8 protein-coding genes are annotated in these 12,570 nt (G+C 55.6%); all 8 read right to left on the reverse strand.

Features of this window, described 5'->3' with window-relative positions; genetic code table 11:
* Positions 1-684 (reverse strand): carboxypeptidase regulatory-like domain-containing protein (locus EXQ56_13870; GenBank protein ID MSO21512.1); only part of this gene is annotated, 684 nt, incomplete at its 3' end.
* Between the two features lie 303 nt (positions 685-987).
* Entirely contained in the window at positions 988-2,904 is a 1,917-nt protein-coding gene (locus EXQ56_13875) for a hypothetical protein (GenBank protein ID MSO21513.1), read from the reverse strand.
* A gap of 56 nt (positions 2,905-2,960) precedes the next feature.
* Positions 2,961-3,551 (reverse strand): hypothetical protein, encoded by a 591-nt coding sequence (locus EXQ56_13880; GenBank protein ID MSO21514.1) that lies wholly within the window; start codon positions 3,549-3,551, stop codon positions 2,961-2,963.
* Positions 3,552-3,943: 392 nt separating this feature from the next.
* A complete protein-coding gene (locus tag EXQ56_13885; GenBank protein ID MSO21515.1) occupies positions 3,944-4,429 on the reverse strand; it encodes a hypothetical protein in 486 nt (161 codons plus the stop codon).
* A 598-nt stretch (positions 4,430-5,027) separates the two neighbouring features.
* Positions 5,028-5,345 (reverse strand): hypothetical protein, encoded by a 318-nt coding sequence (locus tag EXQ56_13890; protein MSO21516.1) that lies wholly within the window; start codon positions 5,343-5,345, stop codon positions 5,028-5,030.
* Between the two features lie 296 nt (positions 5,346-5,641).
* Positions 5,642-7,465: a CocE/NonD family hydrolase gene (locus EXQ56_13895; protein MSO21517.1), complete on the reverse strand. Its 1,824-nt coding sequence runs from the start codon at positions 7,463-7,465 to the stop codon at positions 5,642-5,644.
* A gap of 24 nt (positions 7,466-7,489) precedes the next feature.
* The gene (locus EXQ56_13900; protein MSO21518.1) at positions 7,490-9,457 is read right to left on the reverse strand and encodes a hypothetical protein; all 1,968 of its coding nucleotides are present in this window, start codon (positions 9,455-9,457) and stop codon (positions 7,490-7,492) included.
* A 21-nt stretch (positions 9,458-9,478) separates the two neighbouring features.
* Positions 9,479-11,389 (reverse strand): hypothetical protein, encoded by a 1,911-nt coding sequence (locus EXQ56_13905; protein ID MSO21519.1) that lies wholly within the window; start codon positions 11,387-11,389, stop codon positions 9,479-9,481.
* Positions 11,390-12,570 lie beyond the last annotated feature (1,181 nt).

A 12,570-nucleotide genomic window follows, 5' to 3' on the forward strand; every position in this document is an offset into this window, starting at 1 on the left:
GGTTCCCGGAAACGCCGTGCCAATATTCTTGTGCTCTTGCACGCCCACCTGAAGCAGGGTTAGATCCAGGTAATTTCGCCCATTGAGCGGCAGTTCCTCGATGCTCCGCTCGTCCACTAGGCCTCCCACGGAACCGCTCGTAGTGTTCACCAACGGTGCCTCGGAAACGACTTCCACTGTTTGCTCGATAGCCCCCACGACCAACGAAAAATTAATCACCGCTTCCTGTCCGACGGCCAACGACATGCCCCTATGGAGACCCGTCTGGAATCCCGCAGCCGACACCCGAACTTCATACGACCCAGCTGGCAATGCCGGAATGCGGAAGGAACCATCCAACCCGCTGGTGGCCGTCCGACTGTAGCCCGTTTCTGTGCTATTGGCGGTAATTGAGGCATTCTGCAGTACCGCCCCAGTACTGTCTCTTACGACACCAAGAATCACACCGACTGGCAACTGTGCCCAGGATGGCGAAGAATTACCAATGATGAGGAACGAAAAAATTAAAGACAGTGTTGTGGCCAGCAGGACCAATCTGAAAGATCTGCGAAGCGGGTTCATAGCCTTCTCCCTATGGAAATTGCCAAATGTACAGCCGAAGGACCGCAAATCACACGCGGCACGCGGGCAGTTTACTCCTGAATAGGTGTAGATCACAAGAACAAATAAGGCGAGTTTTCCCATCCGACCGCGACACGGCTGATGACTCCGCCACTCGAATCCTTGACCACACCCAGGATGGTTCCGGTTGGCTGCTGTGCGGAAACCGATCCTGCCACAGCCCAAGCGGCCGCCAACGGTAAAATCAGATAACCGCAGGTAATCTTGATGTAGATACTCTCGAAGATGGACTTCGTGCCCCCCTTGTCCATCAAGCCGGCGGGGCACTCCGCTCTGGGTACCTCGGAAAGAAATGCCTTCAGGGATTTCACCACGGCCGCGAGGTCGCTGGTGGGTAAATCGTCTTTCCTAATTTGTCTGGATCACTTAGAAATTAACCATGTCTCCACCGCTGATTCCCTGTAGGCCTTGGGGACCAATCGGAGTGCGGCCAAGTTCTTTGGCGAACTCTTCCTTGAGCATCATAATTTTTCCACCCATAACCGTCATTAGTGGATAGATTGTGCCGATCTGATCTTCGGGAATGGTCATGTAATCGGCGTTCAGGACGATGTAATCAGCAAACTTGCCCGGCTCAAGCGAACCGAGCTTGTCTTCCCGCAAGACGGCCCAAGCTGCCCAAGACGTCATCATTTTAAGTGCGGCATTGCGATCAATGGCTTCTTTGGCGTTGACCACCACGCCCTTCTCCGTTTTGCGCGTGATGAATCTTTGGGCGCCAATGAAGAAGTTCTGGGTACTTTCAGAGGTAATTCTTACACCTGCCTGGAGAGCTGTTCGAACGGGAGCAATCTGTCGGATGTAGAGTTCGGGATACTTCCCATCACCCATCCAGCGTTCAGCGTTGATGTCATTTCCCGCGCAGCTCTTAAACATTCCTAATTTGGCCATTCGCGGCAACTGGTCGGGCGAGGGGCTGAACTGGCAATGATCGGTTCCCAGCCGTAATGAGCGAACCCATTCCAACGTGATCCCAGAATTTTCCTTCATAGCAGCCTCCACCGCATCCATGAAGAAATTAATGCCTTGCTCACCCTCCGCGTGGGTAGTGCTTACGCGCTGGTAATTCTCGATGGCTGTCTTGGTCGTTTCATACATGCGCGAGCCGGGAGCATTCTGGCAGAATCCCAACTCCTTGAGGCGCTTGGGGGCCTCGGCGTTGGTGCAAGTGCGGGGCAGAACAGAGTCAATCGCTCCAAGGCTCACGCCGAGATTCCAGAAGTAGTCGCCACCCATTCCGGTCCAGTCTCCCATCTTGCGGTAGAACAGCGCCGAATCCGGAAATCCAGCGGCCAGGCCCTCCCAATGATAGAAGGCCATCCGCACGGGACTGCGACCCTGCTGCTGCAAGAGTTTGAACGCGTCCTGGAAGTACTCTCCCATTAGATGCGAGGTGTATGTCGTAACGCCCGTAGCAGTTTTCTGAATTAGCCCTTCTTCCAATGCTTGGGCGAGTTGCGGCAGCTTGTTCTTGAAATAAACATCGCTGGCCATCATGCGTCCGTACTGCGTGGCGGTCTCGCGTACGCGACCTTGCTCGTCCATGTTGAGCCCTTGCTTTGTCGATCGCCCATACTGCTTGTCCAGTGCTTTGACGAAGGCGTCATTCACAATCATGGCGGGAAGATTGTAGAGTTGGATTGGATGGTTGGGCGCCAACGCGTCAAGCTTGGCTTTGGGGTATCCGCCTTCGTATAGCCATGTCGCCATGAAATTCAACTCACGCTCAAGAGCCGTCGCGGTGGGACTTGGCGGAGGATTATTCACTGTAATCAAGGCATAAGTTCCCGGAGCGGTGTTTTTTACATGCGACTGGATCGCTGCGGTAATAGAGCCCGCGATCTCCGCATTGTTCTTGCCCGCCGAAATGTTGTACATTTTCACGAGCGTTTGCGTTGGATCGGGATGCGTATCCTGCCATTTGTTGGCGACGTTGCCATGGGCATGGTCATGTGTATCAATGATGCTCGGCATCACCATCCGGCCCTTCACGTCGATCTTTTCAGTCTTGGGTCCGGCCATAGCCAGAATCTGGGCATTAGTTCCCACGGCCATTACCCGATGGTCTCTGACAGCCATGGCTTCCGTGATCTTCCCCACGGAGGTATTGATGCCGACTGATGCGTCGTCCATGGTAACCAGCTTGGCATTGTAGACAATCGTGTCAGGGTAGAAAATAATCGACGCAGGAATGTTGTTCATGATTTCCTGGCCCATGCCCAGTACGGAATACAAGGTGAGCACGGCACCGACGGTCATTGCATGGGTTCTCAGATTGCGCATTTCAAACTCCCTTCACTTCGTCGAAACTTTATACCACTACAGAATTCCTCTAGGCTCTAGTGCGTGAAAAAGAAACAACTCATCTCCGGCGTCACGTCCGCGCTTAACACAGCAACTGATCCAGGCCGTGCAGCGAGATTGACAACCTTCCTAGGAGGTCGTTGAGTGTCCTCCGCGGAGACGATTCGGGGGGTCAATTTGATTACGAACGGCTTCGCTTCAGCGGACAAATTGAACATGAGATAGGCGACCAACCCATCTTCGATCCCCTTCTTCGGTTTTCCCTCCAAGCCCACGCTAAGAAGAAGCTTGGAGCGTTTAACCCCCTTTTCATCCGGGTTGCTGGTGGTGAGGGAATTAGTAATCTTTAATTCATTTTCGTTTACTACACCCTCGCTGGCATCCTCGAACAGCAGATTATTACTCACGAATTCAATCTCTGCCGTGAACGAACTGATAGATGTCTTGGGATCTGGTGTGTAATAAACAGGCACAATTATGCTGGCACCAGGTGAGGCGTCCACCTGTCCCACACTGATGTATGGAGGAGTCGGTTCCTGAGCAGGAGCATACGACGCTCCCACCCAAGCCGCCAGCACGATGGCGGCCAGAACTAGCTGAACAGAGTGAATCTTGCACTCCTTCATTCGGAGGTGTTCCTCCTCGTTCCATCGCTTCGCGAGCCGAAAGATGGTACTGTGCTTATAATTGAGATCCGCTCAAATTGCAATAAGTTTTAAGTGCTTCCTCCATCCAATGCTATTAGGCTGCCATAGAAATCGGGAAAACCTCCCGGGTGCAAGATTTCTCCTCCCAGATCGCGTCGAAAATTATCCGCGTTAAGCGCAAGAAAAGCGCGACGGACATGAACACATCCCGAAACGTCAGTCGTTTCTTGGTGAGCCCTGCTTGCATCGCGGGAGTTCTCGTTTCCGGCCCAAACTTCAATGCACGATGCGGTCGCAGGAAGTTGTAATGGCGCCTCAACTACTCCAGATGATCTTGCAAGCGTTCGACTCGCCGAGCATGGCTAAGGGTTCTACGGTGCAAGTACGCCGAGCCTTGCCGAATCGTCAGGTTCAGTCGTTCGATATACGACTTTGACCACACGGTCTTTCCGGCGCTTCTTAATCACCTGGCCATACAGCGCGGCATTCCCAAAGACTCGCTTTACAACTTGCCGATAGAACTTAAATCCATCGGTGGCAATCATGGGGATTTGTGCCGATTTCACGCGCGCGAGAATGTCCTGAAACAGATCGAGCGTGTTGCGATAGGTTCGCTTGTGGACGACGGTAGAAGGCCACAGCCGCGAGCAAACTTCCATGGCAGCAAACACCCAAACCTGCGCGGCTTTCCCGCCCCCACCCAATGCACGAATCTCGTCGGCCTGCAATTCAACAACCGTTATCTTTCGAATATTCAGATGATTGAATCGACGACACCACCCGCCAGCCTTCTCCAACCAACGATCCACAGTATTCCAACCAATACGCTGCAAACGAGCAATCGAGGACTTGCTCACACCCTCAACACTCATCACAGCAACCGAATCGAACGTCGAGCGCCGATGCTGCAGACGATAATAAACAGTCCCGAGAGTCGAGCAAAAAGTATGGCGGCAACGTGTGCAAAGAAACCGTCGACGCCGTCCCCAATGGGTCTGGTAAAAACCGTAACGAATCACGGTCTTCAGATTAGGCTTCGAGCTGGACTGGCAAGGCCGGTCGGGACATCGCAGTGGCATCATAGGTTCAAGAGGAATTCGGCAGATCTGCAAACACCGAAATTATCCCTTAACCCAAGCCCTCTGAATACGATAGAATCGCTCCACCAACAGTTGTTGGCGGAAGCACCGCAGAAAGGGCCGCGTGTGCTGCAAAGAACGACTCGGCGGCCTCCTTAAATATTATCACCGAGAGGCCGCTTGAGTTTTTTGACCATACGAGCTGGCGTTGGGACAACGGAGAAGGTTCATGGAGCGGGGACTCGCCGAACAGAAGACCTGCTGATCTCAAAAATAGGCCCATAACACATGAACACGTTACAAGAAACCCAACAACAGTCAATTGCGAAAGCACCAAAATTGTCAGAAAACCGGGGCTTGTCCTTCGACAACTACTTCAGTGGGTAAAAAAGAAGCAACCGACTAGCGGCTCATCATCCGATGAAACAATTACCTTGCCAGCCTCAGCCAGGACTTTTACCGGCTTTCCCGTCAAACCAATAGCTTCAACATTGTACGGTTGCAAGTTCACTGCGAAAGACTTAGCTTCTGGTATTAAGCGGAAATTCAGAAATACCCAGAGGCCATCGGGGAGCGGCTTGGAGTCACCTCCTGAGACCGAGACGTTGATTTTTAGGATGGTTTGCGGCAATCCGTTAGCTTCTGGGGGCAGATCCTCTGGCTGAATGTCTACAGTCAGGTCCTGGCTCGGCATTATTCCGCTGGCCTCGACTTTGTCGAACTTGACACTATTGCTGATGAATTTGACGGCGAGGGATAGCTTGCTTACCGTCCCCCCCCCTCTTTAAAATAGACTGGAAGGCTGACGTTCGTACCACGGTCTCCAGCCACTGTACCCAAGATAATGGTTGGAGAATCCAACTCTCCTGAATTCTGTGAATGGGACGCCGAAGGATTCCAACTGAGTGCGATCAACACGAGCGAAAAGATAGTAATTCTGGTTTTCCGCATTCGTGCCTATCCCCCGCCCGCGTGCAGTGGGCGCTAGCCCTATTTTGATGGAATCACCGGAACAGTCAATACGGATGGCCGCTGCGGATCATGGTAAACAGTATTAAGGGCTTCATTCCAAGGAGCGTCTTCGTTGTTTTGCATGAACTGATTGTGGCTAGGCATATATTTCGGAAAACTGCTACTGGCAACCGTAAGTCGCAGTCGATGGCCCTTGAGAAACGAATTGCTGATGGGATGGATGGCAACGGTAAGCTTGTAAACCCGTTTCGGAACGATCGGCGTAGGGATATCTAGCGACTCACGCCGGCTGGCACGCTGGATGCTCTCGCGCAATATCTGCGCATAGCCATTCGGATGGACGTCAATAAGAGTCACCACAAAGTCGGTATCGTCGGCAGTTGACGAAATGAAAAGGTCCGCCGAACTCGGTCCGGAAATCTCCGTATCTTCCGTAAAAATCTGAGTTGTAAACGTCAGGCTGAGCGCATCCGATGGCCGGTGATCTCGCGCACCCATTGGCTCGACGAACAGATCTCCCCCAATAGTCGGTGTGGGATTCTTCGGATCGTAGCGATAGGTGTCTGCCTTCTCCGCAGTCGTGGGAGCCTGTTTAGAAAGTGAGCCGTCATTGACCGATTCTATCGACCCGCTCCGCTCCGCTCTTAAATAAAACTTCGTCTGTACTGCGCGTTTGATGGGCCATTCATTCTCGCCGCGCCACTTATTCGCGCCCATCACAAATATCTTCACGGGAGGATCCTTCATGATCCCGTTGTCGATGCCGCGTAGTTGATAATCAAACCAGCGGAGACGCAATGCCGCATAGCCCATCTCGGCTTCCGGCCCAAAATCCAGGTCGCCGATCTTGCGATCCATCACCAGCCCACCGCCATGCAGCCATGGACCGATCACCAGCCTGACGGAATCTCTAGCGAGTTGCGACCCGCCCTTCTGCTTGATCAGGTTGTACATCTTGGTTACCGAATGCGGGTAGCGATCATACCAGCCGCTCATATAGTAGGCCGGCACGAGAAATTTATCGACGTGCTCGTCCGGCGCGAACTGCTTCCAGTAGGCGTTGTAGGTGGTCTGCGAGAAGTGATCCGCCATGTTGTCTGACTGCCAGCTCTCCCAGAAACCCTGGCTGCGTTCAATGCGCCGGCGATGCCAGTTCATCCAGGAATCCCCGTTGCCCTTATAGCCGCCCTGGTCCGGCATATTTTCTTGAATGGGTTTGGCTGCTTCGCCTTGCGTGAAAAACCAATCCATCCCCGCCATGTGCAAGGCTCCACCTGGATATCGATGATCGACAAACCAATTGGAAGCGGAGTCGGCGCAAAACATTGCCTTTAGATGGGGCGGTTGTGTAACCGCCGTCATATTTTGGTTGAAGCAGGTGTAGGAAAGCCCCATCGTGCCGACCTTGCCAGTCGACCACGGCTGCGTGCCCGCCCACTCGATGGTGTCGTAACCATCCTGTCGCCGTCCCCAACCCTCGTCGCGGTACTGGTAGAAATCGCCCGGCGAGCGGAAGCGTCCGCGCACATCCTGGATCAGCACAGCATAACCGCGCTCTGCAAAATACAAGGCCTGAAGAAACTTGCAGTTGTTCTTGTTGTAAGGAGTGCGCTCGATGATTACCGGAAAGGGCCCCGCGCCTTCCGGCAAGTATAAATCCGCGGCGAGCTTCAACCCGTCGCGCATGGGCACCTGCACTTCCTTGCAGGTGTACTTGTTCCGCACAGGAAATTCTTCCGGCCAGCTTTGCTGCGCCGGCGACCGCAGCGACACCGCCGCCGTGGCGCACACCAAGATCACCATGAATCGTAGCCAATAAAAGAGTTTCATGCCCAACCTCATTCTTGGAGAATCACCTCAAGCGAACTACTCCCCGCCGTCGCCGCCACCTCCGGCGGGCCGGTTCTTGTCCTCCGGCGAGCCGCGAAGCCACCACGTGCGAGGGCCGCGATAGCCCGCCTGTGGCAAGTTTTGGTTGGTGGCGAAGTCGGGATCTGTGTAGGTCATCTTGCCTCCGGCCACGGTTAGCACGGGATCAATCCGGCCAATCTCATCCACCGGGATGGTCAGGTAGTCCCGATTTAGCACAACGAAGTCGGCGAGCTTCTTCGGCTCAATGCTGCCGAGCGTATTTTCTCGCAGCAGAAAATCGGCGCTCCAACGAGTGTACGCGTAGAGAGCTTCCTGGCGCGTGATGGCCTGTTTGGGCCCCCAAACGCGGCCGTCAATGTCCTTGCGATTGATGGCCACCTGCAGCGCGGCAAAGGGATGGCGGCCATGCGCGTCCAGCTCCATCACCGCGCGCAAGCCGTTGTCCAGTAGGCTGCGCATAGGAACCATGGAATTACCCGCCGCTTCATCGCCATTGAGGACTGAGCTAGCCTTCATGCCGTTGTAAAGGAACAGCGGGCCACAACTGAATTGGATGTTGAATTTCTTGGCGCGCTGAATCTGGTCCTCGTGCAGCATCTGGCAATGCTCCAGCGTCCAGCGTCGCTCGGCGATGTCTGGGTATTCTTTGACGATCTTGTCCAGCAAATCGAAATATTGATCCATGCCCTTGTCGCCTGCTGCGTGAGTAGCCACGCTGCGGAAGCCGTACTTCGCAGCTAGCCACAGCCCATTCGCATCATCATAATTGGGGTCCTCCAGGCGGCACAGGCCGTTCGGGCCATAGAATTGATGCAGCCACAGTGGAAACTCGCGCACCTCACGGGGATAGGGCTTGCGCACGCAGGCGCCACCAATGCCGGTGATGCTGTCGATCGAAAAAGTGGCGGCCACGCCGATGGTCCACAACCAGTCGCTGCCCGCTGACCACATCTCCTTTCCTTTGCCGCCCTGCATTCCCACCAGTCGCGCGAAAGTCCCTTCGGCATTGGCGTTGCGCGAGACCGCTTCGCTGGTGTAGGCCATGCGCACAGGCAGCTCACCGCGCTTTTCCAGCCACGAGTACGCCGCCAGATCATCCGGGACCAGCCGCGACGAGACCGTGGTGATGCCCTGCGCCGCGATCTCTTCCATCTCTTTTAGATACGGGGGCCCAATCTTATCCGGAGGATTGGCGGGATAGAACTCGTAGTCGGGCGTGCGATCCGCGATGCCGCTCAACCATCCTGACGCCACGCCCTTTGAGTCTTTATGCACTCCGGCCAAATTTGGATAGCGTTTTAGCAACAGGTCCAAGCCTTTGCTGTTGACCCAACTATCGCCAGTGGGGCTGAAAAAGATGTTGGTGATGCGCACGGGATTGTTGGGCGAAACTTTGTCGAGATCGAAACGGGTCAGCTCAAAGCGCTGAATGGCCAGAGCCACCGCGATGGCGTTCTGATTGCCGCTCTGCCCTCCGGCGGAAGCTCCGCCACGCACGCGCGTGTTGATCCACTCCCCGTTTTTCTTGGTGAGCGTGATCGATTTCAGTTGCGCCAAAGCCTCATCCTTGCTGGTCCAGATGAGTGGCGGGTCTTCATTGGGCTTGCGGCCGTTAGGAAAAAAATGCGCTGCGTATCCGTAGATGTGATCGTGCGATTCCACCAGTCCAGGAATCACGGTTCGTCCACCCACGTCGATCTTGCGCGTGCTGGGACCAGCGACAGCGAGAGCGGCTTCATTGGTCCCAACGACTACGAATTTCCCATCATAAACCGCGAAGGCCTCCGCGACGGAATAGTTGTTCGGGTCGGGAGAATCCGCGGTCAGAATTTTCCCGTTGTAGACCACCATGTCCGCTTCCAGGCCGGCGGCGCGCGCCACCGGAGAAGCCACCATCACCAATGCGCCAAGCACGGCGGACAGGAACGCAACCCACGGAGGACGAATCTTTGACTTATTCATAATGCCTTCCTATGAATTTCGCTAGTTGCCGCGATACGCTTCTTCGCTCCACGGATTATCGCCAGTGGCGAACTGGAAGCTGGTTGGCTCTATGCCGATCTTGCCGGCAAATGACTTATTCACGAACACGGGCTTTCCGCCGACAACAGTTAACTGCGGATGAATCTTTGGAATGTCCGCTTCCGGCACCGTCAAAATGTCGCGATCAAGTACCAGATAGTCGGCGAACTTGCCGATCTCCAGCGAGCCGAGATCATTCTCCTTCATCACGTACTCGGCCGACCACCGTGTCCACATCTTCAAGATTGTCACGCGATCCACGGCCTCTTCCGGCGCAATGGGTCGCCCGTTGACTTTACGGTTCATGAAGACGGTCATCAGGAATCCAATGCCGCGATAGTTCTCAAATTGGCCGACGACCTTCACACCCTGGTCGAGCAGCGACTTCACCGGGACCATGTAGTGCTCGATCGACTCACCGTAGTCCGCTGCGTAATCGGGATAGCGCAGCAGCCGCCATGGATTCGAGCTGACGGTGATGCCATGGCGCTTCAAGCCCGCGACCACGTCGGGCACCTTGCCCAGCACGTCAGCGTGCTCGATGGTGATCCTTCGGCTGCGAATCTCCTCCGGCGTGATCTTGGCGTTCTTCATCGCTTCATCAATCATCTGAACGAAGAGCCGCGCGCCGTGGCTGCCGATGCCGTGAATGCCGGCGATGCGCCAGCCGGCCTCAATCGCGTTGCGCAGCGTGTCCCAAAAAATATCGCCGGACTTCAGGCACAGCTCGCGCGCCTTGATGCGCGGCGGAGCCGGCACATCGGGACCGAGACACGGCATGGGATAGGAGGTATCCCAACGCTCCGAAGCGACGCCGCCAATCCAGAAATAGTCATCGCCCACGCCGGTCAGATTGCCGGTTTTTTTGTAGAAGCGGCGGATGTAATCGGGATTATCTGGTTCCACGTGAACTTCATAAAGCATCTGAAAGCGGATGGGCATCTGCTTCTCGCGCGCCAGCAGCGTATACGCGTCCACAATGCGCGCCGTGTCCAGGCGCGAACTGAATGTGGTCATGCCATGCGCGGCGGCCTCTAGCAACTCGCGCCGCAGCATTTCGGCCAGTAATTCGAGCGGTGTGTTGCGATACCATATCTCCCACTCGATGGTAGCCTGATCCAGCGCGCTGATCTCGCCTGTTATGTCGGCGTCGGGCTCAATGGCCTGGCGAACGTAGGCGTCGTAATCCGGGAATAGTTTCTTGACTTCCCGCAGCGCCGCGCTGTTGATGTTGCCGCGAATCCCACCGACGACGAACGCCGGATTGTTGGGCGCGACGGCGTCGAGACGCTTGGCGGACTCAATATCTTCCTTGGCGAACCAGGACTGCACTTTGATCTGGCTGACGCCTTCGGCGGCGTTCGCTCCGACGCGCACCACCACCCACTCCCCCGGCTCGACCTTTGCCGCCGCGTCCTTCACCGCGGTCTCAATCTTCAACCGCGTCGACTCCAGATCACGGCCCGCCTGCACGCGCACGCTGATGCCCTTGTCGGGTGCCTTCACGCCCATCTGCGCACCCAGCTCGCCGCCGCCGAACAGATGAATGTGGCTTTCGACGATGCCCGGCAACACGGTCAGCCCGCCCACGTCGATCACTTTGGTCGCCGCATTGGCCATCGCGCGCACCTGCTCGGTGGTCCCCAGGCCCATGATGCGGCCCTTCTTCACCGCCATCGCCTGATAGATGCGCCCGGGATTCTGGTTGTAACCGGCGTCATCCATGCTGACAATCTTGCCGTTGATGACGATGCTGTCGGCATACCCGTTTAGCGCCACCTCCGGCGGCAGCGCATTCTGCGCCTGCAAGAATGATACCGGCGCGAGCAATACAAACATTAAGAACATCCAACGGGAAGCTATGCGCAACATGAATTTCCTCTCTCTGCGGGGTATTGGCCTGGGTTCTGGGTAGCTACGGCACGCAATGTGTGCAGTGGGCTTTCGTCGGGACAGGCAACACTACTATCTGTTAAATTGCTTTCAAGGGTCAAGGGGAAACCCACGGCACAAACATCGTGCCGTGGCTACAGCCGTAACAAATCCCATGCTCGAATTAGAATTCCACCTTCAGGCCAAACTGCAATTGCCGCGACGCCGTATCCGTATCGACGATGCGCGCAGCATCCGCTCGGTATGTAGTGATACCCGCCGCCAGATCCGCGGGCGTCTGGGAGTTGAACAGCGTTGCATTGGGCTGTCCAAAGTTGGGGTGATTCAGTAAGTTGTGCAGCTCGGTGCGGAACTGCAAATGAACTCTCTCGCCGACCAGCGCCGTGCGCTTGTTGAACACAATGTTCATCGTGGCAAGGCCGGGGCCAATCACCGTGTTGCGTCCTGCGTTGCCGATGAAGCTTAAGGTGGGCGAATTGGGCGGATTCACGAATGAGGTAGGGTCAAAGTAGCGATCAGGATTTCGCGAATCGTATTTGACCGGCGCCACCTGATCCGCAAAATCCCCTACAAAGCCGTTCGCCAGATAAGCAGGCAGTGTCCCCGTCGCCAAGGTCATGGGAGTGCCGCCTTGCGCGGTAAGAATGCCGCTCAACTGCCAGCCGCCAAGTATCTTGCCCTTGGCTCCACCGAAATTTCCGAAGGGGAAATCATAAGTGAAATTGGCAGTCAGGGCATGGCGAACATCGAATGCCGCCGGGCCGGGGTCTTTCAATTCCTTGTAACGCGAGTTGCCGGGATTGTTGCCGAAGTCGAGGCTGCCGGCAAAGTTGGAACTTTCATCCAGCGCCTTGGACCAGGTGTACGAAGTGCGGAACAGCAGGCCATGCGTCATGCGCTGATTGAAGCTCATGCGCAAACCAAAGTAGTCGCTGGTGACATCGCTCTGCTTGGGGCGAACGCGGCCGAATCCAGGATGGATCAGCGGCGCGGTGCTGCGGATGCCGATGCGTGCGTTGATGCTCTCGGCATCGCGCACATTGGTGAGCAGCACGCGATACAGGTGAGTGGCCCGAGTGCCCGCGAATCCAATCTCGAAACTCGAGGCGGCGCCGATGGCCTTCTGGATGTCCAGGCTGTACTTGTACACCGCAGGCTGT

Source organism: Acidobacteriota bacterium (assembly GCA_009691245.1).
Classification (GTDB): domain Bacteria; phylum Acidobacteriota; class Terriglobia; order 2-12-FULL-54-10; family 2-12-FULL-54-10; genus SHUM01.

Bases quoted from the DNA above. Each gene is read 5' to 3' on its own strand.
- EXQ56_13875 (MSO21513.1), bottom strand. From the start codon at position 2,904: ATGCGCAATCTGAGAACCCATGCAATGACCGTCGGTGCCGTGCTCACC.
- EXQ56_13905 (MSO21519.1), bottom strand. From the start codon at position 11,389: ATGTTGCGCATAGCTTCCCGTTGGATGTTCTTAATGTTTGTATTGCTC.
- EXQ56_13890 (MSO21516.1), bottom strand. From the start codon at position 5,345: ATGCCGAGCCAGGACCTGACTGTAGACATTCAGCCAGAGGATCTGCCC.
- EXQ56_13895 (MSO21517.1), bottom strand. From the start codon at position 7,465: ATGAGGTTGGGCATGAAACTCTTTTATTGGCTACGATTCATGGTGATC.
- EXQ56_13900 (MSO21518.1), bottom strand. From the start codon at position 9,457: ATGAATAAGTCAAAGATTCGTCCTCCGTGGGTTGCGTTCCTGTCCGCC.
- EXQ56_13880 (MSO21514.1), bottom strand. From the start codon at position 3,551: ATGAAGGAGTGCAAGATTCACTCTGTTCAGCTAGTTCTGGCCGCCATC.